16 protein-coding genes and 1 pseudogene are annotated in these 23,992 nt (G+C 65.9%); 9 read left to right on the top strand and 8 right to left on the bottom strand.

Going from position 1 to position 23,992, the window contains the following annotated elements; translation table 11 throughout:
- Window positions 1-72: 72 nt before the first annotated feature.
- Entirely contained in the window at window positions 73-2,145 is a 2,073-nt protein-coding gene (locus tag ACM14_RS05630; protein ID WP_254662003.1) for an IPTL-CTERM sorting domain-containing protein, read from the bottom strand.
- Window positions 2,146-2,417: 272 nt separating this feature from the next.
- On the opposite strand from ACM14_RS05630, the gene ACM14_RS32005 reads away from it, so the two are divergent.
- On the top strand, window positions 2,418-2,780 hold the full coding sequence (locus ACM14_RS32005; RefSeq protein ID WP_175403242.1) for a hypothetical protein: 363 nt from the start codon (window positions 2,418-2,420) through the stop codon (window positions 2,778-2,780).
- 191 nt (window positions 2,781-2,971) lie between these two features.
- Here ACM14_RS32005 and ACM14_RS05625 read toward each other — a convergent pair whose 3' ends face one another.
- Window positions 2,972-3,673, bottom strand: coding sequence for a response regulator transcription factor (locus ACM14_RS05625; protein WP_013800907.1), 702 nt, complete (start codon window positions 3,671-3,673; stop codon window positions 2,972-2,974).
- A 168-nt stretch (window positions 3,674-3,841) separates the two neighbouring features.
- On the opposite strand from ACM14_RS05625, the gene ACM14_RS05620 reads away from it, so the two are divergent.
- From ACM14_RS05620 to ACM14_RS05610, 3 genes are all read left to right on the top strand, one after another.
- Complete coding sequence (locus ACM14_RS05620) at window positions 3,842-5,821, top strand: ATP-binding protein (protein WP_065345649.1); 1,980 nt, start codon at window positions 3,842-3,844, stop codon at window positions 5,819-5,821.
- Window positions 5,809-7,878: an ATP-binding protein gene (locus ACM14_RS05615; RefSeq protein WP_065345592.1), complete on the top strand. Its 2,070-nt coding sequence runs from the start codon at window positions 5,809-5,811 to the stop codon at window positions 7,876-7,878. The genes ACM14_RS05620 and ACM14_RS05615 overlap by 13 nt, the downstream gene beginning before the upstream one ends.
- A 121-nt stretch (window positions 7,879-7,999) precedes the next feature.
- Complete coding sequence (locus tag ACM14_RS05610; RefSeq protein ID WP_065345591.1) at window positions 8,000-9,316, top strand: methyltransferase domain-containing protein; 1,317 nt, start codon at window positions 8,000-8,002, stop codon at window positions 9,314-9,316.
- A gap of 10 nt (window positions 9,317-9,326) precedes the next feature.
- Here ACM14_RS05610 and ACM14_RS05605 read toward each other — a convergent pair whose 3' ends face one another.
- Window positions 9,327-9,935 (bottom strand): HNH endonuclease, encoded by a 609-nt coding sequence (locus ACM14_RS05605; protein WP_012207180.1) that lies wholly within the window; start codon window positions 9,933-9,935, stop codon window positions 9,327-9,329.
- 157 nt (window positions 9,936-10,092) lie between these two features.
- On the opposite strand from ACM14_RS05605, the gene ACM14_RS05600 reads away from it, so the two are divergent.
- The 4 genes from ACM14_RS05600 (at window position 10,093) to ACM14_RS05585 (ending at window position 16,567) form a co-directional block, all read left to right on the top strand.
- On the top strand, window positions 10,093-11,142 hold the full coding sequence (locus ACM14_RS05600; protein ID WP_012207181.1) for a bifunctional riboflavin kinase/FAD synthetase: 1,050 nt from the start codon (window positions 10,093-10,095) through the stop codon (window positions 11,140-11,142).
- A gap of 105 nt (window positions 11,143-11,247) precedes the next feature.
- Window positions 11,248-14,103, top strand: a complete 2,856-nt coding sequence (gene ileS / locus ACM14_RS05595; RefSeq protein WP_065345590.1) for an isoleucine--tRNA ligase — start codon at window positions 11,248-11,250, stop codon at window positions 14,101-14,103.
- A 20-nt stretch (window positions 14,104-14,123) separates the two neighbouring features.
- Entirely contained in the window at window positions 14,124-14,639 is a 516-nt protein-coding gene (gene lspA / locus ACM14_RS05590) for a signal peptidase II (protein WP_013800899.1), read from the top strand.
- Between the two features lie 263 nt (window positions 14,640-14,902).
- Window positions 14,903-16,567 carry a Na/Pi cotransporter family protein gene (locus ACM14_RS05585; protein ID WP_013800898.1) on the top strand — a complete coding sequence of 555 codons (1,665 nt, stop codon included), beginning with the start codon at window positions 14,903-14,905 and terminating at the stop codon, window positions 16,565-16,567.
- A gap of 6 nt (window positions 16,568-16,573) precedes the next feature.
- Here the strand turns inward: ACM14_RS05585 and ACM14_RS05580 are convergent, their stop codons facing one another.
- Both ACM14_RS05580 and ACM14_RS05575 read right to left on the bottom strand, forming a co-directional pair.
- The gene (locus ACM14_RS05580; RefSeq protein WP_065345589.1) at window positions 16,574-17,425 is read right to left on the bottom strand and encodes an NUDIX domain-containing protein; all 852 of its coding nucleotides are present in this window, start codon (window positions 17,423-17,425) and stop codon (window positions 16,574-16,576) included.
- Window positions 17,422-18,402: a quinone oxidoreductase gene (locus ACM14_RS05575; protein ID WP_065345588.1), complete on the bottom strand. Its 981-nt coding sequence runs from the start codon at window positions 18,400-18,402 to the stop codon at window positions 17,422-17,424. The genes ACM14_RS05580 and ACM14_RS05575 overlap by 4 nt, the downstream gene beginning before the upstream one ends.
- A 136-nt stretch (window positions 18,403-18,538) precedes the next feature.
- Between ACM14_RS05575 and ACM14_RS05570 the strand changes: the two are divergent.
- Window positions 18,539-19,441: pseudogene (locus ACM14_RS05570) on the top strand (DMT family transporter).
- Here ACM14_RS05570 and ACM14_RS05565 read toward each other — a convergent pair.
- From ACM14_RS05565 to ACM14_RS05555, 3 genes are all read right to left on the bottom strand, one after another.
- Window positions 19,416-22,166 (bottom strand): EAL domain-containing protein, encoded by a 2,751-nt coding sequence (locus ACM14_RS05565; protein ID WP_065345587.1) that lies wholly within the window; start codon window positions 22,164-22,166, stop codon window positions 19,416-19,418. The pseudogene ACM14_RS05570 and the gene ACM14_RS05565 overlap by 26 nt on opposite strands.
- 186 nt (window positions 22,167-22,352) lie before the next feature.
- On the bottom strand, window positions 22,353-23,150 hold the full coding sequence (locus ACM14_RS05560; RefSeq protein WP_013800893.1) for an SDR family oxidoreductase: 798 nt from the start codon (window positions 23,148-23,150) through the stop codon (window positions 22,353-22,355).
- 157 nt (window positions 23,151-23,307) lie between these two features.
- On the bottom strand, window positions 23,308-23,992 hold a 685-nt coding region (locus ACM14_RS05555; RefSeq protein WP_139093382.1), incomplete at its 5' end, for a DUF3422 domain-containing protein.

The raw sequence follows: 23,992 nt of genomic DNA, 5'->3' as shown, positions 1-23,992 counted from the left end.
ATTGGCTGCGGCCGCGCCCAGATGAAAAAAAAGGCGCCCCGAAGGGCGCCCTGTGTCACGACCGACTGCCGGTCACAGCGGGTTGGAGCGGCGGCGGCGCGCCATGCCCCAGCCCATGATGCCCATCAGGCCGGACATCAGGATCAGGCCCCATTCGGAGAGCGTGGGAATGGAGGCCGGCGACACGGCCCCTGCCAGTGCCCGGGTGGCAGCGTTGTTGCCGGTATTGGCATCGCCCGTGGCACCCGTGCTGCCGGCCACCGAAGTGGCGCCGGCTGCGCTGGGCGTGCCGCTGACCGCGCAGGTCACGCTGGCGCCTGCAGGCACTGCATCGCCGGCAGACCATGCCGCATTGGACGGGCTGATGCGGCAAGCTCCTTGGCTCACGCCAGCCGGCAACCCCGTGACCGTGCACGACGTGCCCGCAGTTGCGTCGGCAGAGCCCTGGTTCTTGCAGACAAAGCTGCCGCTGTAGGGCGTATTGCTTGTGAACGAGGCAGGCAGGCCACCCAGATCAATCGCCATGTCAGGCGTTGCCACGGTGGAGACATTCGCGGTCGCCGTGTTGTTTGCCGTATTCACGTCATCCGCCGCACCGGTCGTGCCAGTGACCGTGGCCGAGCCTGCAGCCGTGGGAGTGCCGCTCACCTGGCAGGTGACGGTGGCTCCGACAGGGACTGCGTTGCCCGCCACCCACGCGGCATTGCCGGGGCTGATGGAACATGCGCCTTGCACCACACCGGCAGGCAGGCCGGTGACAGCGCAGGACGTGCCACTGACGGCATTGGCCAGACCCTGGTTGCTGCAGGTGAAGCTGCCGCTGTAGGGAACGTTCAACGGCGAGGTGGTTGGCAGTCCGCTCAGGCTGACCTGCATGTCCGAAGTTGCTGCCACGGCGATGTTGGACGTGGTCGTGTTGTTGCCCGGGGTCAGGTCGTTGTCCCCGCTCGTGGACACGGTGACGGTCGAGCTGCCGCCCGGCGCTGTCGGCGTGCCCGAGACCTGGCACACCACCGTCTTGCCAGCCGGCACCACGCTGGGCTGAATCCAGGCTGCACCGTCCAGGGTGCACTGGCCAGCGACCACACCGGCAGGCAGGCCCGTGGCATCGCAAGTGGCCTGTCCAGCACTGGTACCGCCGTTGTTCTTGCAGGAAAAACTGCCGGTATAGGGGACGCCAACGGTGGCCGAAGGCGGCAGGCCGGACACATCAGGCTCCATGTCGCTGGTCGCAGCTGCTCCCAGCAACTGGGTCTGCACCATGGCGCCGAGCAGGTTGCTCACCAGGTGGCCACCAATGCTGTAGTCGCCGTTGTTGACCTCGGGCGCGGCTGTATTGTTGGGAATGGTGACCACCATGTTGAAGCTCCCGGATTGCCCCGGCTGCAATGTGCCGAAGTCGCAGGAAGCGGCAGCCGTCGAACCCACGGCGGGTGCCGTGCAACTGCCGCCATTGTTGGGAGTGATGGATGTGAAGGTGGTGGATGCACCGGCACTGTCCTTGGGCATGGCGGTATTCACCATGACGTTATCCACCGGCGTCGAACCTGTGTTCGTATAGGTGTAGACATAAGTGATCTGCGTTCCACTGGCATTGCTGACACTCTGCGGCGCAGATGCCGTGATCCAGAGGCCTTGCGGCAGTGCCGTGTCGAAATTGTCCACATACAGGTGCCCGGAATGCCCGCCCTGGCTGCATGCGGAAGCCACGGCCTGCAGCCGGACCTTATCGCCCACGCGCAAGATGGCGTTTCCGGGCGCCACGTCGTAGGCCTGCGGATCTGTATAGGCCTGGACCACATTGCCGCTATCCGTGAAACGCTTCCATGGCGCCCCCGGCTGGCCTGCGTAGTGGTATTTGAAGAACAGTTCCTGCGGATTGGCGCTGAGGTCCGTATTGGACTGCGCGTCATAGGTCTTCACCAGGGAAATGGCGAAATAGGGCCGGTCCGTCGGTCCATGGGTGCTCGAGTCATCAAGCACCGGGGAGGCAATGAAGCGGATATGGATTTTTCCATCCTGGTCCACGTCCCCCGGACCCAGCACCACCTCCTGCGCGAGCGAACTGGCCGTATGTGTCTGCGTCGTCCAGCCGGCAGGCACGCCACCACTGCGCGGGATCACCTTGGTTGTCCCGTTGGCCAACAAGTTGATGCGTGCCGAGTTACTTCCACGCATCGGAAGTCCCAGTGCTGTCCGCGGCGTAGCGGGGTTCCATAGCGGATCCTGCAGGCTCTGCTCGGCACCGCTCACGATTTCATTGAGCGGAACCTTGGCTGCTGGAGGCTGGAGCCGGAGCTCACTCAAGCGCTGCGGGTTTGCCTGTGTGCCGCCGTTGGTCCAGGCCTGGGATGTCCAGCTGGACAGGTCTGCTGCCTCGAAATTGCCATTCACGAACGCGGCCTGTGCAACGGTGTTTGCAAGAAGCAGACCCGCCAGCAGCCAGTTTCTTTTCCCCCGCCATGCCGCACCTTGAGGCGCATTTTTCATGGCATTCAAATATTCCATGGAATCCCCCTTCTTTCTATCTGATTGGCGCCATAGCGCCGTTGCACAAAAACTGTACGACCAGCAATAAATGCAGGCTTTCGCCTGTTATAAAAAAAGGCCGAACAAATCCCCCACGTACCCAAGGTCGTGCTTTAAAAATGGAATCAATGAAAATGACAGCCAGCTTCAGCCATTTGGCTGACAGGAAAGAACCAGCACCACAGAGAGCCGCTGTCTCAAGGCGCTATGCCATTTTCATCTCAACAGGAAACCGCCACTGCGATTTTTGAACAGCTCAAATATGGAATATTATTTTTTCATTTATCGGCCGCTTGCCTGGAGCCGATGTGCAATGCGCGCTGCCATCTACCAGCGGCGGGAATTTTCTCTGGTAAATCAGTGAAAACAGACTATTTTTATATAACGAGAGAATCAGAAAACCATGGCTGAAATGCCGGTGACCCCCTGGTCACCTGGCCACTTAAGGCACGAACACCAGCCCTCGGCCGAACACTGCCCTCACCGGCAGGGCCAGCCCGGAGATATCCAGGGTCTTGCGGCGCAGCCGCGTCAGCTGCGATTCGATGCGGTGGAAGCCGTCATCCACATCGGCATAGCCCATGGTCTCGATCAAGGTCTGCTTGGCCACCATGGTTCCGGGGGTTGCCATCAGGCAGCCGAGCAATTCCAGCTCGCGACTGGTCAGGGCAATGATCTGGTGGTTGGGCGCGACCATGCAGGCCGAAAGGGGGTCAAGGCGCCAAGTCAGGAAAGGTGCCGCCGCCCGGGCCGGCTGGCCCGTGTTGCGGCGCAGCTGGGAGCGGATGCCGGCCACCAGCTCGTTCATGTCGGTGGGCTTGACGAAGTACTGCAGGGCGCCGGCATTGAGGCCGGCAATGCGGCTGTCCAGATCGCCGCGCGCCGTGAGCACCACGACGGGAATCTCCTGCTCGGCCAGGCGCTTGACCAGGCTCAGGCCGTCCTCGCCGGGCAGGCCCAGGTCGACGACGACCAGATCTGCCTTCTCGCGCAGTAGCTTTATGTAGAAGTCTTCTGCAGAATCCGTGCCCCAGGCATGCAAGCCAGACTTTGTTAAAAATCGACACACATTGATACGAATATCCTCGTCGTCCTCTACGACGGCGACGGTGAACTCGATCGATGGCTCTAGTGTCTGCTGCATGATGTTTGCCTATTGGTGCGCGGATTTTCATTGGGGCGAACGTCCGCCGCCATGCACGAACACTCTCGAATGCTCACAGTTCAGAGAAACACACAAAAATTTACATTTATTGCATGGATCATGGTCTCGCTCGGGTTGCTTGCATTTTTCGTGCTGAGCCCGGCGTCCATGCCTCCCCCTGACAAGGGACTGCGTCTTGGCAAGGACCTGCCCATGCAGGTGCTTGCCGATGCGGGCCGCAGCATGACCATTGAACAGGTCGCGGCCCTGCCCGATGATGCCTTCGAAACCCGGCGCACGCCTCTGAACGAGGGCTATACCCGCCATGCTTACTGGGTGAGGGTTGCCACGCCTGCCCTTGCGCCCACAAGCGGGCTGGCCGACAACGATGCGCTGTGGCTGGAGATCACGCCCACCTATCTGGACAGGGTCACGCTCTACCAGCAGGCGCACGGCCTGTGGCAGGCGAGGGAAAGCGGTGACACCGTGCCCATGGCTCAGCGCATCCATGTGCGCCAGCTGGTGTTTCCACTGCGCGCTGGCCAGCCCTTTGTACTGCGCATCGAGACCAGCAGCGCCATGCAGCTGTACGCCACGGTCTGGCGCAGCACGGGGCTGATGGCCTGGTTGTCCAGCGTCGAGTGGGCATCGGGCGTGCACCAGGGTGTGAATCTGGTGCTGACCCTGCTGATCGCGGGCGCGGCCCTGGCCCTGCGCATGCGCAGCCTGATGGCCATGACCTTGCTGGCCTTCGTGGTGCTGACCCACAACGCCAATGTGCGCGGCTATGCCCAGCTGTGGCTGCCCGAGCCCTGGGCGCCGCATGCGGATGTCTGGGTGAGCGTGGGCGTCTTCCTGCTGCCTGCCGCCTTTGCCTGGCAGGCACGCGAGACCTTGACGCGCGGCACGGCCTGGCGCCGCATCGATCGCATGCTGGTGCTGCTGACCGTGGCACCGCTGCTGGCCGTACTCAGCATACCGACGGGGCACTACACGCAATGGGCCTGGCTGGGGGTCAGCGTGCCCTGGATGGCCAGTCTGCTGAGTGCGCTGGTGGCCTGGCAGAACCTGTTCCGCCAGGGTCCCAGCATCGTCAACCTGCTGGTGCTTATTCCCTACACGCTGCACACGGTCATGGGCATCCACGTGGCTGCGGCCTATACGGGACTGGTGTCTTCCGACATCGAGGCAGGCATGTACTGGCAGCTGGAATCGCTGCTGCTGTACATCCTCATCATCATTGCCGTGGGCGCCAGCCTGGTCGAGAAATTCCAGAACTCCATGGGCAGGCAGGCACAGCTGGTGGAGTCGCTGGCCCGGTCGGAACATGCGCTGGAAGGACGGGTGCGCATGCGCACGGCGGAGCTGCTGCATGCGCAAAACGCGCTGCAGGCCGCCTTGCATGGCGAACGCACGCTGCGGCTGGAGCAGCGCCAGTTCTTCAACATGGTCAACCATGAATTCCGCACGCCGCTGGCCGTGGTGGACAGCGCGGCCACCGAGCAACTTACTTTTCCGTCCACCGATATCGATTCCCAGCTGGAACGCGCAGCCCAGATCCGCCGCGCCTGCAGGCGCCTCACGGCCCTGGTGGACAACTGCCTGGTCAGCGACCGACTGGACGCGCCTGCATTCCGGCTGCAGCTCGACCGGGTGCCCGTGATGGACCTGATCGACGATGCCGTGCAGCTCGTGCACTGGTCGCGCCGCCACCATCTGAAGCTGGAGACTGCGGGCGTCCCCGCCTCCTGGGAGTGCGATCCCACCCTGGTGCGCATCGCCTTGTCCAACCTCGTGGACAACGCCGTGAAATACGCCCAGGCCGGAGAAATCGCCGTATGCGCCCGCCTGGACGGGCAGGGCAGGCTGGAACTCACCGTCAGCGACGAGGGCCCTGGCCTGGCGCCCGAGTTGGCGCAGCGCATCTTCGAGCTGCACGAGCGCGGAGAGCGTTCGGACCAGACCCGAGGCTTCGGCCTGGGGCTGTGGGTGGCCCGGCGCGTGGCCCAGATGCATGGCGGCGATGTGCAGGTCACGCCAGCTGCGGGCGGCGGCACCTGCTTCACGCTGACGCTGCCCAGCAGCATTCCCGAAGACAGCGGCCTTGCCACAGCTGCAACACAGCCCGCCTCGCCATGCGTATCCTGAACCTGCTGCGTATCCTGAACCGGCTGGCGCTGCCGGGCTGGCTGGTGTTTTCGCTGGTGCTGGTGGTCTGCTTCATTCTCAGCCCGGCCTGGCAGTCCCTGCCGGCAAAGCGCCTGCAGCTGGGCACGGACCTGCCCATGCTGGCGCTCGTCGATGCCCAGGGCAGCTTCACCATCGATCAGGTGGCAGCCCTGCCCGATACGGCCTTCACCCTGCTCGATACACCGCTGAACAAGGGCTATACGCGCGATGTGTATTGGCTCAAGGTGCAGGCGCCTCACATTGCAGCCGGCAAGGCAGACCCCGAGCACGATCCGCTGTGGCTGGAAATCCTGCCCAGTTACCTGGACCGCGTTGCGCTCTACCAGCACGTGGACGGCGCATGGCGCATGCGCAGCAGCGGTGATACGGCCACCGACGAACCGCGCGTGCACGTTCGGCAGCTGGTGTTTCCGCTGTACTCGGGCCAGCCCTTCATCCTGCGCGTGCAGACCTCCAGCCCCATGCAGCTGGACGCCACGCTCTGGCGCAGCAGCGGCCTGATGACGCAGTTCTCGGCCGTGGAATGGGCATCGGGCATCCACCAGGGCATCAACCTCATGCTGGCCCTGCTGATCATCGGCGCAGCCCTGGCCCTGCGCCTGCGCAATCTGGCCGCCATGGCCGTGGCCGCCATGGCCGTGCTGATCCACGGCGCCAGCGACCGGGGGTACCTGCAGATCTGGCTGCCCGACCATCTCGCGCACTGGGGCCATCTGTGCGTCAGCCTGGGCACCTTGATGCTGCCCGCCGCCCTGGCCTGGCAGATGCGCGAGCTGCTGACACGCGACACACGCTGGCGACGCATGGATCGGGCCTTGCTCGCCCTGGGAATCATCCCGCTGCTGTGCCTGCCCAGCATACCGCTGGGCCGCTACCAGGACTGGGCCTGGATAGGGGTTGGCGCGCCCTGGGCCATCAGCGCACTGTTCGCCGTGGTGGCATGGAGCAATCTGCTGCGCGAGCGTGCCAATCTGGTCCATGTGCTGATGGTGGTTCCCAGCACCATGTATGGGCTGATGGGCCTGTATGTGACGGCGGCCTATGTCGGCCTGACCAGCCTGCCGACCATAGAAACCAGCGTGTTCTGGCAGCTCAACACCTTGCTGGTCAACATCGTGATCACCGTGGCCGTGGGCGCCGGTCTGATCCAGAAATTCCGCGACTCCATGGCACGCCAGGCACAGCTGCTCGAGTCCCTTGCCAAGTCCGAGCATGCGCTGGAAGAGCGTGTACGCCTGCGCACGGCCGAGCTGCTGCGCGCCCAGAACGCACTGCAAGCGGCACTGCACAGCGAACGCACGCTGCGGCTGGAGCAGCGCCAGTTCTTCAACATGGTCAACCATGAATTCCGCACGCCGCTGGCCGTGGTGGACAGCGCGGCCACCGAGCAGTTGTCCTTTCCCTCGCCCGACATCGACTCCCAGCTGGAACGCGCCGCACAGATCCGGCGCGCCTGCAGGCGCCTGACGGCCCTGGTGGACAACTGCCTGGTCAGCGACCGCCTGGATGCTCCCGCCTTCCGGCTGCAATTGCACCGCGCTCCCGTCATGGAACTGGTCGATGATGCCGCGCAGCTTGTGCACTGGTCACGCCGCCACCACCTGAACCTGGACAGCGCCAATGCGCCCGCCACATGGGAGTGCGACTCCACGCTCACCCGCATCGCCCTGTCCAACCTCGTGGACAACGCGGTGAAATACGCCAAGGCCGGAGAAATCGCCGTGCGCGCGCGCACCGACGAACACGGCTGGCTGGAACTCACTGTCAGCGACCAGGGCCCGGGTCTTGCACCCGAGCTGGCGCAGCGCATCTTCGAGCGCTTCGAGCGCGGCCACCGCGCGGACCAGGCCCGCGGCTTCGGCCTGGGCCTGTGGGTCGCACGGCGCATCGCGCGCCTGCACGGCGGTGACATACAGGCAGCCCCCTCCCACAAGGGGGGCACGAGCTTCACGCTCACGCTGCCGGTACGCCCTCCCGCCCCGATGCAGGCCAAAACCATGCAGACAGCTACTTGAAACATGGCGCCCCGGAGAATCCACGATAATGAAAAGTTAGCCACTGGCGCAATCCCTGTTTGGAACGCGCGCTCCGCCCCCCCCCCGGCCCATACGCCCGCGCACACCTATTTTTCTGTCCATGAGCGTTATCTCCACCCCCGTAGACATCAATCGCAAGCATCTGGAAGCGGCCCGCCAACAGATCGAACAAGGCAATCTGAAGAAAGCCGCACAGACCCTGAACAAGGCCCAACGTCAGATGCCGAACGACGCACGCGTCTTCATGCTGGCAGCGTTGATGGCGGAGAAGGCTGGCAATCACGCTAAAGCCGAAGAGGCATTTGGACATTGCATCAGTCTGGCCCCCATGTGGGGACCCGGTCTGCTGGAAGCCGCACTTTATCGAGCACGCCGCAGCCAATTCGACTCTGCCGTGGAACTGGCAGAGAAAGTGGCGCGCATCGAGCCTGGAAATCCGCAAGTACTGGCAGGGGTGGTCGACATTGCCCACCGTGCCGGCCATACCGCAATGGCAGTCGAGCACCTGCGCAGAGGCTTGCAGCTATTTCCCGGTGACACCATGCTGCGCCAGTATCTGGCCAACGATCTGAGCAGCCTGCAAGAACACACAGAGGCGGGACAGATCTGGGATGCACTGGTACAGGAGCAGCCAGAGCAGCCATCGCTGCGCCTTGGCCGCATCAAGGCCTGCATCGCACGCGGCGAGCCCGCAGCGGCACAGCCTGACATCCACATGCTGCAGGAACGATCCCCCAAGGATGCGACGCTGACTTACTATGCAGCTCTGGCCCGCGGCGAAACCCCGGCCCACCAGCCTGTGGAAATGCACCGCCCTCTGTTCGACGGGCTGGCCGAGCAATACGACATGCACATGGTGCGTGGCCTCGGCTACCAATTGCCAAAGCGCGTCGCTGAGCAACTGATCGCGCGCCATCCGGAAAAGGACTTCAATCTGCTGGACCTGGGCTGCGGCACAGGGCTGCTGGGTGTCTGCCTGGGTCCCATGCAAGGCTTCCTGATCGGCGTGGACAGTTCCGTGAAAATGATCGAACAGGCAGCACGGCACCGCATCTATGACCGTTTCCACAACGTGAGCCTGCTGGATGCCCTGCGAGACACCCCAGACAGTGAATACGACGCGATTACCTGCCTCGATGTACTCATTTACGTGGGTGATGCAGCTACGGTCATTCCCAATGCCGCACGCATTCTCAAGACGGGTGGCGAGTTCATCTTCTCCTGCGAGACAGCGCCAGAAGACGGTCCCGACCTGGTCCTCCAATCCAGCCAGCGCTATGCCCACAAGCGCAGCCATATCGAGGCACTGTGCAAGCAAGCCGGTTTCAGTGTGGCGACGGAAGAACTGGTGCTGCGCCAGGAAGGTGGCGAGCCGGTTCAGGGCTTTGTCGTGACGGCCACCAAGACCGCTGCCTGACGGGCCTTCATCAAGCCCACGCCACCTCGTGCGTGGGCGCACCGCCGCCCTCGGCGAATCCGTCCCGTGCCCAGCGCGAACTCCGGGGCACGTGCAGCAGCAGAAACTCCATCTGATCGGCCAGGATCCGCCGGTTGCGCAGGATGAAGTCTTCCCAGAGGCTGGGTATATAGGGCGTGTAGAGCAGCGGCATGCGCGCCTGCTCGGGCGTGCGGGCACCCTTGCGGTGATTGCAGGAGCGGCAGGCCGTCACCAGATTCATCCACTGGTGGCCTCCCCCTGCGGAGATGGGCACGATGTGCTCGCGCGTGAGGTCGTTTTCATGAAAGACCCGGCCGCAATAGGCGCAGATGCAGCGGTCGCGTGCGAACAGCTTGCCGTTGGTCAGGCCGGGCTGCAGGCTGTGCGGATTGATGGCAGGCGCGCCGCGCGTACCGATGATGCTGTTGATGTGGATGACCGACTGGCAGCCCGTGACGGCATTGTGACCACCGCGGAAACAGGCGACCTCTCCGCCGGACTCCCAGCGCACATCGTCCGCCGCGTAATGCAGCGCCGCCTGCTCCAGCGTGATCCAGGATTGGGGCAGCCCTTGGGCCGACAGCTTCAAGACCTTCACGACACGCCTCCTCTGACACCAAAGTGAACGGGAATGCAGCCAGTGCACAGGGCCTGCAAGGCAGGCCTTATCGGGGCAATATACTCTGTTTCCATGTCGGATTGACAGCCTGCGCTGGCTGCGCGCGTGCCAGCCGCTATTGAAAACAAAGCGTCCCATGAAGATTTTTCGAGGCTTCAACCATCCAGGGCGGGAATCGGCCTGCGCCGTGACCATCGGCAATTTCGATGGTGTCCACCGCGGCCACCAGGCCATGCTGGCCCTGCTGTCGGCCGAAGCTGCACAGCGTGGTGTGCCCACCTGCGTGCTGACCTTCGAGCCCCATCCGCGCGACTACTTCGCCCAGACCCTGGGACGGCCTGAAATCGCTCCGGCGCGCATAGGCACGCTGCGCGACAAGCTGTCGGAGCTGGAGCGCTGCGGGGTGGACCAGACCGTGGTTCTGCCTTTCAACCAGACGCTGGCCAGCCAGTCGCCGCAGGCCTTCATCGACGAAGTGCTGGTGGCGGGCCTAGGCGCGAAATACGTGCTGGTTGGCGACGACTTCCGCTTCGGCACCCAGCGTGCGGGCGACTACGCCATGCTGGATGCGGCAGGCCAGCGCCAGGGCTTTGATGTGGCCCGCATGAACAGCTACGAGGTGCACGGCCTGCGCGTGTCCAGCACCCATGTGCGCGCAGCCCTGGCCGAGGGGCGCATGCAGGACGCAGCGCGGCTGCTGGGTCATCCCTACACCATCTCCGGCCATGTGGTGCACGGCCGCAAGCTGGGCCGCAGCCTGGCCGAGAGCCGCCAGGGCGCGGGCGACGGCTTTCGCACGCTGAACCTGCGCTTCAACCACTGGAAGCCTGCGGCCAGCGGCATCTTCGCCGTGCTGGTCCATGGCCTGAATGAACGACCGCTGCGCGGCGTGGCCAACCTCGGCGTGCGCCCTTCCCTGGACCCGACGGATGTCAACGGCGGGCGCGTCCTGCTGGAAACCCACTGCCTCGATTGGCCCGGCGCGCCGGGAGGCGAAGAGGCCTACGGTAAAATCATCCGCGTGGAACTTCTGCACAAACTGCACGACGAGCTGAAGTACGACAGTCTCGACGCCCTCACCGCCGGCATCGCCAAGGACTGCGATGACGCGCGCGCGTTCTTCGCCACCATCCACACACCCATCTACACCGAGACCCGTCGCCAGACCACGCGCGACCGAATTTGACGATCTCCGTCACCTGCCCGGGCGCGGGTGCGCACCAGGCTTCCCTCCCCTTTTTCCGTGCCTGGACCAGACGGTCCGGGCTCTGGCCTGCTTTCAAGGTTCTCCATGTCTGATTCGAAAGTCTCCCCCAACGCCAATGCGGGCTATCGCGCCACGCTGAACATGCCCGACACGCCCTTCCCCATGCGCGGCGACCTGCCCAAGCGCGAGCCGGGCTGGGTCCAGGAATGGGAGGACAAGGGGCTCTACAAGAAGCTGCGCGATGCGCGCCACGGCGCGCCCAAGTTCATCCTGCATGACGGCCCGCCCTACGCCAACGGCAAGATCCACATCGGCCATGCGGTGAACAAGGCGCTCAAGGACATGATCGTCAAGAGCCGCCAGCTCGAAGGCTTCGACGCGCTGTACGTGCCGGGCTGGGACTGCCACGGCCTGCCCATCGAGAACGCCATCGAAAAGCTGCATGGCCGCAACCTGCCGCGCGACGAGATGCAGGCCAAGAGCCGCGCCTTCGCCACCGAGCAGATCGCCCAGCAGATGGTGGACTTCAAGCGCCTGGGCGTGCTCGGCGACTGGGACCATCCCTACAAGACCATGAACTACGCCAACGAGGCCGCCGAGCTGCGCGCCCTCAAGCGCGTCATGGAGCGCGGCTTCGTCTACCGCGGCCTCAAGCCCGTGTACTGGTGCTTTGACTGCGGCTCCTCGCTGGCCGAGTTCGAGATCGAATACGCCGACAAGCAAAGCCAGACGCTGGACGTGATGTTCCCCACGGCCGAGCCCGACAGGCTGGCGGCCGCCTTCGGCCTGCCCTCGCTGGCCAAGCCAGCCTTCATCGTCATCTGGACGACGACGGCCTGGACCATCCCCGCCAACCAGGCGCTCAACGTCAACCCCGAGCTGGAATACAGCCTGGTGGACACCGAGCGCGGCCTGCTGATCGTGGCCTCGGCCCTGGTCGAGAAATGCCTGGCACGCTGGAAGCTCGAAGGCCAGGTCGTCGCCACCGCCGTGGGCAGGAAGCTGGACCACCTGCTGTTCAAGCACCCGCTGGCCGATATGGACAAGGGCTTCGACCGCGTCTCGCCCGTGTTCCTGGCCGACTACGCCACGGCCGATGACGGCACCGGCATCGTGCACTCGGCCCCCGCCTATGGCGTGGACGACTTCAACAGCTGCATGAACAACGGCATGACGCGCGAAGACATCCTGAGCCCCGTGCAGGGCAACGGCGTCTACGCACCCGAGCTGCCGCTGTTCGGCGGCCAGCACATCTGGAAGGCCACGCCCGCCATCATCGACGCGCTCAAGCTGGCCGGCCGCCTGATGGACACCAAGACCATCACCCACAGCTACCCGCACTGCTGGCGCCACAAGACGCCCGTGATCTACCGCGCCGCAGCCCAGTGGTTCATCCGCATGGACGAGGGCGAGGGCGTGTTCACCAAGCCCGGCGACAAGCCCGCGCAGACGCTGCGCCAGATCGCGCTGGAAGCCATCGAGCACACCCAGTTCTACCCGGAGAACGGCAAGACCCGCCTGCGCGACATGATCGCCGGCCGCCCCGACTGGTGCATCTCGCGCCAGCGCAGCTGGGGCGTACCCCTGCCCTTCTTCCTGCACAAGGACAGCGGCGAGCTGCACCCGCGCACCATGGAGATCATCGACCAGGCGGCCGCCATGGTCGAGCAGGGTGGCATCGAGGCCTGGAGCCGCGTGACGGCCGAGGACATCCTGGGCGCCGAGGAGGCCGTGCACTACACCAAGAGCACCGACATCCTCGAAGTCTGGTTCGACTCCGGCTCCACCTTCTGGCACGTGATGCGCGGCACGCACGCCGAAATGCACCACGACCAGGGCCCCGAGGCCGACCTCTACCTGGAAGGCCATGACCAGCACCGCGGCTGGTTCCATTCGTCGCTGCTGCTGGCCTCGGCCATCTTCGGTCGCGCGCCCTACCGCGGCCTGCTGACGCACGGCTTCACCGTGGACGGCCAGGGCAAGAAGATGTCCAAGTCGCTGGGCAACACCGTCGCCCCGCAGGACGTGAGCAACAAGATGGGCGCCGAGATCATCCGCCTGTGGGTGGCCTCGACCGACTACTCGGGCGACCTGGGCATCGACGACAAGATCCTGGCCCGCGTGGTGGATGCCTACCGCCGCATCCGCAACACGCTGCGCTTCCTGCTGGCCAACGTCAGCGACTTCGATGCTGCGCAGGACTCGGTTCCCACCGAAGAGCTGCTGGAGATCGACCGCTGGGCCCTGGCCCGCGCGGCCCAGTTCCAGGCCGAGCTGCTGGCCCACTACAAGGTCTATGAATTCCACCCCGTGGTGGCCAAGCTGCAGCTGTTCTGCTCGGAAGACCTGGGCGGCTTCTACCTGGACGTGCTCAAGGACCGCCTGTACACCAGCGCGCCCAAGAGCCTGGCCCGCCGCAGCGCCCAGACCGCCCTGCACCAGATCACGCATGCCATGCTGCGCTGGATGGCGCCCTTCCTGTCCTTCACGGCCGAAGAGGCCTGGAAGGTCTTCGGCGACAGCGAGTCCATCTTCCTGGAGACCTACACCGACCTGCCGGCCGGTGACGAGGCCCTGCTGGCCAAGTGGGCGCGCCTGCGCGAGATCCGCGACGTGGTGAACAAGGATATCGAGGCCGTGCGCACCGAAGGCCGGGTCGGCTCCTCGCTGCAGGCCGAAGTCAGTGTCTCGGCCCAGCCCGAAGACCTGGCCCTGCTGCAAAGCCTGGGCGACGACCTGAAGTTCGTCTTCATCACCTCGGCGGCCGAGGCCCTGGCAGGCGAGGCCCTGCAGGCCGCCGTCACACCCAGCAGCCACGCAAAATGCGACCGCTGCTGGCACTACCGCGCCGACGTGGGCATCAACCCCGAGCACCCCAGCCTGTGCGGCCGTTGCGACAGCAACCTGCACGGTGCTGGCGAAGAGCGCCACAAGGCGTAATCAACCCCTGAGGCGCTGCCATGACCCCTACCTTTGCTGCGGTCCCCGAATCCCGCAACAGCCGCATCTGGCCCTGGCTGGCCTGGTCGCTGGCGATCATCGCCATCGACCAGCTCACCAAGCAGTGGATCCTTGGTGCCTACCAGCTGGGCGACTGGACGCCGATCACGGGCTTCTTCAACATCGTGCGGGCCCACAACACGGGCGCGGCCTTCTCGTTCCTGGCCGGAGCGGGCGGCTGGCAGCGCTGGCTGTTCGTGGGCATCGGCGTGGCGGCCACGCTGCTCATCGTCTGGCAGTTGCGCAAGCATCCGGGGCAGAAGCTGTTTTGCTTCTCGCTGGCCAGCATCCTGGGCGGCGCCATCGGCAACGTGGTGGACCGCCTGCAGCACGGCTACGTGGTGGACTTCCTGGACTTCTACTGGGGCCGTTCGCACTTTCCGGCCTTCAATGCCGCCGACATCGCCATCAGCGTGGGCGCGGGCCTGCTGATCCTGGACGAGGTGCTGCGCGCACGGCGGGCCAAAAGAACCTGATCCCCGCCGCGGCGCACGCCACGACAGCCAGCCCAGCCCCTCCTGCGAGGGGCTTTTTCATGGAGGCTGCCGCCAACTGCGTGCCGACGGGCTTTCTCCTCGGGTTTTCCTGAGTGCGTTTTTGGTCAACCGAAATTCTTTTTGATTCGTTTTATTTCTACAATTTTCTTTATTTCGCACCAAACTGTGCGCTCATGCGGCCGACTCTCCTGCGCGCAAGCCGGGACCGGGGTTATATTGGTCCGCTTCTCCGCTCACAGCACATGAAGCACTTACTCAATCTACTGGCCGCCATCGCCCTGCTGGTCTGGGGCACGCACATGGTCCGCACCGGCGTGCTGCGGGTGTTCGGCGCCAACCTGCGCGACCTGCTCGCCCACAGCATGAGCAACCGTTTCTCGGCTGCGCTGTCGGGCCTGGGCGTGACTGCGCTGGTGCAGTCGAGCACGGCCACCTCGCTGATGACCTCGGCCTTCGTGGGCCAGGGCCTGATCTCGCTGCCGGCCGCGCTGGCCGTGATGCGTGGCGCCGACGTGGGCACGGCGCTGATGGCCGTGCTGTTCTCCACCGACCTGTCCTGGCTGTCGCCGCTGTTCATCTTCGTGGGCGTGGTGCTGTTCATCACCCGCCAGGACACCACGGCCGGGCGCATAGGCCGCGTGCTGATCGGGCTGGGCGTGATGCTGCTGGCCCTGCGCCTGGTCGTCGAGGCCACCGAGCCGCTGCTGGAAGCCCCCGCCGTGCGCACCCTGCTGGGCTCGGTCACCAGCGATATCTTCATGGAGTTGCTGCTGGGTGCGCTGCTGGCCGTGATGGCCTATTCCAGCCTGGCCATCGTGCTGCTGATCGCGGCCATGGCCAGCTCGGGCGCGATTCCCATGGAAGTGGCGCTGGGCCTGACGCTGGGCGCCAATATCGGCAGCGGCCTGGTGGCCGTGCTGACCACGGCCAAGTCCAGCACCGAAGTGCGCCAGGTCACCATCGGCAACATGCTGTTCAAGATCATGGGGGTGGCCATCGTCGCGCCCTTCCTGGGGCTGTGGGCCACCTACGTGATGCCGATGATCGACGGCAAGGGCCAGAACATCGTGCTGTTCCACCTGGCCTTCAATATCTTCAACAGCCTGTGCTTCATCGGCCTGACGCAGACCGTGGCGCGCTGGGTGACGGCCCTGCTGCCCAAGCCCGAGGCCAGCTCCACCAGCCTGCTGCGACCCCGCCACCTGGACCCGTCGGCGCTGAGCACGCCGTCGCTGGCCATTTCCTGCGCCGCGCGCGAGGCCCTGCACCAGGCCGACATGGTCGAGTCCATGCTGATCGGCATGCAGCGGGTGCTGGAGACAGACGACCTCAAGCTGTCCCAGGAGCTGCGCGAGCTTGAAGGCACGGTGGACGATCTGTACTCGGCCATCAAGTACTACATGACCAAGATCTCGCGCGCCGAACTGGATGAGCGCGAGGGCCAGCGCTGGACGGAAATCATCAGCTTCACCATCAACATGGAGCAGATCGGCGACATCATCGAGCGCGTTCTGCTGGACATCGAGGACAAGAAGATCAAGAAGGGCCGCCAGTTCTCCGAGGCCGGCACGCAGGAGATCCGCGAGCTGCTGCACCACCTGCTGGACAACCTGCGCCTGGCGATGAGCGTGTTCCTCAACGGCAATGTGCGCGAGGCGCAGAAGCTGCTGGAGGAAAAGGCGCGTTTCCGCGACCTGGAGCTGGCCTACTCGGCCACCCACCTGGCGCGCCTGTCCGACAACACCGTCTCCAGCATAGAGACCAGCTCGCTGCACATCGACCTGATCAGCGACCTCAAGCGCATCAACTCGCTGCTGTGCTCGGTGGCCTACCCCATCCTCGAATCGGCCGGCGCCCTGGCGCCCAGCCGGCTCAAGGAATCGGCTCTGAACAAGACGGCGCGCTGAAGCGTTTCACCAGCCCAGCCAGGCCGCCAGCACCTGGGCGGCCTCGGGCGTGAAGCGGCCCTGCAGCAGCCATTCGACGAGCTGCTCGCGCTCGATCAGCGCAAAGGCCTGGACCTCGCCATCCTGGTTGCCGGGCTCCAGCGCCGGCGGCACGGTGGCGCTGAACCAGTCGATGCGCTCGCGCATGAAGCCCCGGCCCTCGGCCTCGTCACTGGGGCGCTCGAACAGCACATGGCCGCCATGGCGCAGGCCCTGCAGCTCGGCCACGCGCAGGCCGGCCTCTTCCCAGGTTTCACGCTCCACGGCCTCGGCCACGGTATCGCACGCGGCCACCATGCCGCCCATCAGCGTGTCCCACATGCCGGGGTTGGTGGGCTTGTTGTCGGCGCGCTGCTGCACCCAGATGCGGCCATCGGCCGTCTCGCCCACCAGATGCACGGCCTGGGTGGCAATGCCCAGCGGGCGCACAGCGCCGCGCTCCACGGTGGCAATGCGCTGGCCCTGGACGTTGCACACGGCCAGCTGCTCATCGCGCCAGGGGCCGCTGTGGCCCGTGGCACGCAGCACCCGGGCCAGGGCGTTGAGCAAGGTCGTGGCATCGCCCTGGCCTTGCAGATGCCATTGGCCGGCCTGCAGGCACAGTGCCACGCCGTGGGCACGCATCACATCGTCCGGCAGCAGCGCGGCCAAGCCATCTTCCAGCGAACCTGTCTCCTGCCCCGTCACCAGCAACGGCCGGCGCGGCTGCAGCGCGGGCTGGCGCGTGTCGGCGCGCAGGCGGCACAGCCAGGCCTGCACGGCCGGGTCGACCGGATCAGCCGGGTCGGCCGGATCAGTCAGGCGCTTTTGCACACTCATGGCAGCAGGATGGTCGAGCCCGTGGTCTTGCGCGCCTCCAGGTCCAAATGTGCCTGGCGCACCTCGGCCAGCGGATAGCGCTGGTCGATATGGATCTTCACGGCACCGCTTTCCACCACGGCGAACAGATCGTCGGCCATCGCCTGGGTGGCCTCGCGGCTGGTGATGTGGGAGAACAGGGTCTGGCGCGTCACATACAGCGACTTGGCCGCGAGCACGGCAGGAGCGAAAGGCGCCACGGGGCCCGAGGCGTTGCCGAAGCTCACCAACAGGCCGAAGCGCCGCAGGCAGGCCAGCGAGCCTTCCCATGTGTCCTTGCCCACGCTGTCGTAGACCACCTTCACACCCTGGCCGCCCGTGATCTCCTGCACGCGCTCGGCGAAGTTTTCGCTGCGGTAGTTGATGGCATGGGCTGCACCGTTGGCCAGGGCCAGCGCGCACTTCTCATCCGAGCCCGCGGTGGCGATGAGCTGCAGGCCCAGGGCCCTGGCCCACTGGCAGGCGATCAGGCCCACGCCACCGGCCGCCGCATGGAACAGCACGGCATCACCCGGTGCCAGGCCCTCGACCGGAATGCATTTCTTGAGCAGGTACTGCGCGGTCAGGCCCTTGAGCATCATGGCGGCGGCCGTCTCGAACGCAATGGCATCGGGCAGGCGGCACACGCACATGGCGGGCATGACGCGCACCTCGCTGTAGCTGCCCGGCGGATTGCTGGCATAGGCCACGCGATCACCCGCGCCCAGGTGCTCCACGCCGGCCCCCACGGCCTCGACCACGCCTGCGCCTTCCATGCCCAGGTTCAAGGGCATGGGCAGCGAGTACAGGCCGGAGCGCTGGTACACATCGATGAAGTTCAGGCCCACCGCATGGTGGCGTATGCGTACCTCGCCTGGCCCGGGCTCGCCCACGGCGACCTGCACCAGCTCCAGGACTTCGGGGCCGCCGTTGTGGCGGATCTGCACTGCAATACCCATGGGAGCACTCCTGCAAAAAGCGACAAGAGCGGCATCGTGCCATGTTTCGGCCCGCCTCGCGGAAGACGGCAACGCATGGTCGGCGCAAAGAGCGCGCAACGCCTATAGTGGCGAGCCCGAAAGCCGGATGATCCCGATGAGCCAGCCGCTGAAGCCCTCCACCGCCGCCATCCTGACGCTGCCGCCGCTGCTGTAGGCCGGCAATGCCATCGTGGGCCGCATGGTCCATGACCTGATCTCGCCCTTCGCGCTGAATTTCCTGCGCTGGGCCATTGCCTTCATGCTGCTGCTGCCGCTGGCGGGATGGGTGCTGCGCCGGGACAGCGCCGTCTGGCCGCAGTGGCGCCAGTTCGCGCTGCTGGGATTGCTGGGCATCGGCTGCTACAACGCCCTGCTGTACCTGGCGCTGAAAACATCGACGCCGCTGAATGCCACCCTGGTCGGCTCCAGCATGCCGGTGTGGATGCTGGCCGTGGGCCGCATCTGCTGGGGCATTGCCGTGAGCCGCCGCCAGTTGCTGGGGGCCGGGCTGTCGGTGCTGGGCGTGGCCGTGGTGCTGTCGCGCGGCGATCCGCAGGTGCTGCGCCAGCTGCAGCTGGTGCCGGGCGACCTGTTCATGGTGCTGGCCACGATCCTGTGGGCCTTCTATACGTGGCTGCTGTCCAGGACCAGCGTGTCAGGACAGCTGCGCGCGGACTGGTCGGGCTTTCTGCTGGCACAGATGGTCTTCGGCCTGATGTGGTCCGGCCTGTTCACGGGACTGGAGGCCGCATCGGGACGTTTTCACCTTCAGGCAGGGGGGCCGCTGCTGGGCGCCCTGCTGTTCATCGCCGTCGGGCCGGCCATCCTGGCCTATCGCTTCTGGGGCCTGGGCGTGCAGCGCAGCAGCCCTGCGGTGGCGGGCTTCTTCGGCAATCTGATGCCCCTGTTCACCGCCCTGCTGTCCATTCCGCTGCTGGGCCAGACGCCGCAGCTGTACCACGGGCTGGCCTTCGCGCTCATCGTGGGCGGCATCATGGTGTCTTCGCGCCGGGCATAGCCTTGGGCAGGCCATGCGCCACGGTGCGCACGGGCACCTTGGCCAGCAGCTGCTCGAACGCGCGTATGGGCACGGGCGGGCTGAACAGGTAGCCCTGGAAATACTCGCAGCCGTAATGCGCGAGCAGGGCGCGCTGCTCCAGGGTCTCCACGCCTTCGGCGATCACATCCAGGTTCAGGTTGCGCGCCATGCCGATGATGGTCTGCACGATCACGTCATCGGTATGGCGCAAGCCCAGGTGGCGCACGAAGGACTGGTCGATCTTGAGCTGGTTCAGCGGCAGCTGGGTGAGATAGGTCAGCGAGGAGTGACCAGTGCCGAAGTCGTCCATGGAAAAGCACACGCCATGGCTGCGCAGCTGCTTCATCTTGTCGATGGACTCCTGCACGTTCTCGATCACCAGCGACTCGGTCAGCTCCAGCTTGAGCAGATGGGGCGCAATGCCGGCATTGCGCACCTGCTCGATGACCTGGGAGGCAAAGTCCTGGTGCCGGAACTGGCGGGCACTGACATTCACAGCCACCTGCAGATGGCGCAGCCGCGCATCCTTTTGCCAGATCGCCAGTTGCTCGCAGGCCGTGCGGATCACCCACATGCCCAGCGGCACGATGATCTCGCTTTCCTCGGCCACGGCAATGAACATGCCGGGCGGCACCAGACCGCGTTCGGGGTGGCGCCAGCGCAGCAGGGCTTCGGCACCTATGACCTCGCCGGCCAGCGTGAACTGGGGCTGGTAGTGCAGCTCGAACTGGGACTGCGCCAGGGCCTGGCGCAGGTCGCCTTCCATGCGCACGCGCTGGTGGATTTCCACCTGCATCTGCGGATCGAAGAAGCACAGGCCGCTGCCGTTGCGCGCCTTGATCTGGTACATGGCGATGTCGGCCTGCTTGAGCAGCTCGGCCGCCGACTGCGGCTGGCGGCCGAACAGCGTGGCGCCAATGCTGCAGGCGCTGCGGTGCAGGTGGGCGCCCAGCACATAGGACTGGTTGAGCCGCGCCAGGATCTTCTCGCCGATGCGCTGGGCCAGCGTGGCCGCCTCGGCAGGCTCGTGCGACAGCTCGCAGAGCATGACCACGAACTCATCCCCCCCAAGGCGCGCCACCGTGTCCGAAGATCGCACGGCGCTGCGCAGGCGGTGCGCCACCTGCTGCAGCAGCTGGTCGCCCACTTCGTGGCCCAGCGTGTCGTTGAGCATCTTGAACTGGTCCAGGTCCAGGAACAGCAGCGCCCCGGTCCAGCCTTCGCGTGCGGCCAGCACCGTAGCCTGGGCCAGGCGGTCCAGCAGCAGGCGGCGATTGGGCAGGCTGGTCAGCGGATCGTAGAAGGCAAGGCTCTCGATCTCGGCCGTGGCCAGCCGGATATCGGTGACATCGTTGTAGGTGATGACCACGCCGTCCTCGGCGGCCAGCCGTGCCGTCATCTGGACAAAGCGGCCGCTGGGCAGTTGCTGCTCAAAGGGCACGCCAGGCCGCAGCACCAGTTGGCGGTGCAGGTCCTTGGCCTCGTCGGCCTGCGCCGGCGCCGCCGCCAGGCCCACGGCGCTGGGGCAGGAATCGAGCAGCGATTGCAGGGGCCGCCCAGGCTCCAGCTGATCCGCGTGCCAGGGGAACATTTCCTCGTAGCAGCGGTTCCAGCGCAGCACGCGCTGCTGCGAATCCAGCAGCAGAAAGCCGCTGACCATGCTGTCCAGCGCCTGGTCCAGCCACTGCTCGGACCGCTGGGCCTGGCGCCGCGCGGCATGCAGGCGGTCCATGTAGCGGTGCACGGTCCAGCCCAGCACGGCCAGCAGCACGCCGAAGATCATCACGGCCAGCACCATCAGCCAGGCAGCCACGCGCCAGCTGGCCAGCACGGAGGACATGGGCAGGCTGGCCGTGACCCACAGATGTCCCTTGGGCAGCGGATGCGCAGCCACCAGGGCGGGCACGCGGCTCAGGCGTGCGGCCATGTGCATGACGCCGCTGGACGGCAGCTGCGACGTCGTCGGCAGCAGCCGCACAGCGGCGACATCGCCATACTGGGGCATGGACAGCAGCAGCTCGCCGCTGCCCTGCTCCAGCGTGACCTCCAGGCCGTCCAGCACGCCGCCCTGTGCCAGCACGGCGCCCAGCGCCGCAGCCGGCACCTGCATCAGCACATAGCCGCCCTGCTCCGCCCGGCTCAGGGGCCGCACAAGGTACAGCATGCGCTCGCCACCCGGCACCTGCGGCGCGACGGAGGGTGGACTTGCCAGCAATTCGGAGCGGCTTTGGCCCGCCAGGCGCTCCCAGGCCTGCGCAGGCAGGTCGATGACCGGGCCATCGCCCGAAGCGGCCAGTTCCCGGCCCTGGATATCGTGCACCGAGGCGCGCTGCGCCAGCGTGTTCTGCCGCACCATGGTGTGCAGCATTTCCTGCAGTTGCGGCTGCGATGCCGATGCGGGGTTGCGCGAGCCCAGCAGTTCGTCCACGCCCAGCGCCAGGGCATCCAGGGATTCCAGGCTGCGGCTGATGGCCGCCTCGGTGCCCAGCACAAAGCGCACCAGGCGCAGCGAAGCCTCCTCCTGCGCCGTGGTCCGCATGCCGCTGAGCAGCCAGACCATGGCGGCCGCCAGGGCCACCGTCAGCAGCACCAGCATCAGCGCCAGGGTATGGCGCATGCCCGCAGGGCCTGCGGCCGCTGCCGGGCCGGGCGCGCGGACGGGGTCGGCCGCCGCCCAGTCCGTCTGATGGGGCTGGCCCGTCATCTCCGGGCTCCCTGCATGGCGTTTGGAATGGGCAGGCTGCGGCAAGGCCGCTGGCCACGATGCAGGAACGGGACTGTCAAGGCTGACCCTGCCCATGGACCGCTCGGCACTGCGCAGCCATGCAAGGGACCATTTCCCGGGCCTTGCCGGCCCTGGACCCGTTCATGGAGGCAGTGCACCGGCGCATCAGAAGGTTCCTGCGTACAGGCCGCCGTCGGGCAGGATGTTCTGACCCGTCATGTAGCCTGCATGCGCGCTGCACAGGAAGGCGCAGATGGCGCCGAATTCATCGGGCGTGCCGAAGCGGCGGGCCGGCACCTGGGATTGCTGCACCAGGCGCACATCGTCCAGGCTCTTGCCGCTCTTGTTGGCGGCGGCCGTGAAGGTGGTGCGCAGGCGATCGGTGTCGAACTTGCCAGGCAGCAGGTTGTTGATGGTCACGCCCTTGGCCGCGATGCCGCTGCGCGCCAGGCCCGCCACAAAGCCCGTGAGGCCGCTGCGCGCGCCATTGGACAGGCCCAGGATGTCGATGGGCGCCTTCACGGCGCTGGAGGTGATGTTGACGATGCGGCCGAATCCGCGCGCCGCCATGCCGTCCACCGTGGCCTTGATCAGCTCGATGGGCGTGAGCATGTTGGCGTCCACGGCCTTGAGCCAGGCCGCGCGGTCCCAGTCGCGGAAATCACCGGGCGGCGGGCCGCCGGCATTGGTGACGACAATGTCGAAATCCACGCCCGGGCCACCGGCTGCCGACAGCACGGCGGCGCGGCCTTCCTCGGTGGTGATGTCGGCCGCCACGGCCAGCACCTTCACCTGCGGCGCCAGGGCGGCAAGGCTGGCCGCAGCCTCCTGCAGTGCCTCGGGATTGCGCGCATTGATCACCAGGTTCACGCCCTCTTGCGCCAGCGCCTTGGCACAGCCAAAGCCCAGGCCCTTGCTGGCGCCACATACCAGGGCCCACTTGCCCGCGATTCCCAGATCCATGTCTCACTCCTGAACAAAAAAAGCCTTGCTCGATCCTTGCAGAACGGCAGCGCACATTGTGCGCGAGGCTTCGATGCTTTCACGCCAAACGTGTGAAAACGCGAAAACGCCGCTGCTGGGGAACACAGGCGCATGGGCGGGGCTGCGGGAGCTCCCTTCAGTGCGTGCCGGACCCGTGCTGGCCACGGAACAATCTGTGGTGCAGCCTGCGCAGCGACCACCATACGCCCAGTGCCACCACGGGAATGGCGACGGCGGCCGTGCTCTCCGGCGACCAGGGCCAGCCCAGCGTCTTGGCGCCCTTGGCCAGGTAGCTGATCAGGCCCGTGAAGTAGTAGGTGATGGCGGCCACGGACAGGCCCTCCACCGTGGACTGCAACTTCAACTGCATGTCCTGGCGCTGGTTCATGGCGCCCAGCAACTGCTGGCTGCTTTGCTGCTGCTCGATCTCCACCCGCGTGCGCAGCAGGCTGCTGACGCGCGAGACGCGCTCGGACAGCGCGTTCTGCCGCCGCGCTGCCCATTCGCAGGTGCTGCGCGCCGGCGTCAGGCGCCGGTCCATGAACTCGCGGATGGTCTGTATGCCGTCGATGCGCGATTCCTGGATGTCCTGAATGCGCTTGTCCACCAGTTCGAAATAGGCCGCGCTGGCGGAAAAGCGCGAATGCGTGGTGGCGTATTCGCTCTCCACCTGCCCGGCCAGGCGTGTCAGCCGGTCCAGCAGTGCCGGCTCGGCATCGCGGTCGGCAAGCCGGATGGAATGGGCCAGGGCCGCAAGATCCCGCTCGGCCGTGGCCAGTACGGCAGCGGCCTGGCGGGCTGCCGGCAGGCCCAGCAGGGCC

Origin of the sequence: Delftia sp. JD2, assembly GCF_001682645.1 — a bacterium.
GTDB lineage: Bacteria > Pseudomonadota > Gammaproteobacteria > Burkholderiales > Burkholderiaceae_C > Comamonas > Comamonas acidovorans.
The sequence above is the reverse complement of the archived record's forward strand: the minus strand, read 5'-3'. Positions and strand labels throughout refer to the sequence as shown.

Bases quoted from the DNA above. Each gene is read 5' to 3' on its own strand.
- ACM14_RS05600 (WP_012207181.1), top strand. From the start codon at position 10,093: ATGAAGATTTTTCGAGGCTTCAACCATCCAGGGCGGGAATCGGCCTGC.
- ileS (WP_065345590.1), top strand. From the start codon at position 11,248: ATGTCTGATTCGAAAGTCTCCCCCAACGCCAATGCGGGCTATCGCGCC.
- ACM14_RS05560 (WP_013800893.1), bottom strand. From the start codon at position 23,150: ATGGATCTGGGAATCGCGGGCAAGTGGGCCCTGGTATGTGGCGCCAGC.
- ACM14_RS05610 (WP_065345591.1), top strand. From the start codon at position 8,000: ATGAGCGTTATCTCCACCCCCGTAGACATCAATCGCAAGCATCTGGAA.
- ACM14_RS05565 (WP_065345587.1), bottom strand. From the start codon at position 22,166: ATGACGGGCCAGCCCCATCAGACGGACTGGGCGGCGGCCGACCCCGTC.
- ACM14_RS05575 (WP_065345588.1), bottom strand. From the start codon at position 18,402: ATGGGTATTGCAGTGCAGATCCGCCACAACGGCGGCCCCGAAGTCCTG.
- ACM14_RS05585 (WP_013800898.1), top strand. From the start codon at position 14,903: ATGAAGCACTTACTCAATCTACTGGCCGCCATCGCCCTGCTGGTCTGG.
- ACM14_RS05615 (WP_065345592.1), top strand. From the start codon at position 5,809: ATGCGTATCCTGAACCTGCTGCGTATCCTGAACCGGCTGGCGCTGCCG.
- ACM14_RS05625 (WP_013800907.1), bottom strand. From the start codon at position 3,673: ATGCAGCAGACACTAGAGCCATCGATCGAGTTCACCGTCGCCGTCGTA.
- lspA (WP_013800899.1), top strand. From the start codon at position 14,124: ATGACCCCTACCTTTGCTGCGGTCCCCGAATCCCGCAACAGCCGCATC.
- ACM14_RS05620 (WP_065345649.1), top strand. From the start codon at position 3,842: ATGCCTCCCCCTGACAAGGGACTGCGTCTTGGCAAGGACCTGCCCATG.
- ACM14_RS05580 (WP_065345589.1), bottom strand. From the start codon at position 17,425: ATGAGTGTGCAAAAGCGCCTGACTGATCCGGCCGACCCGGCTGATCCG.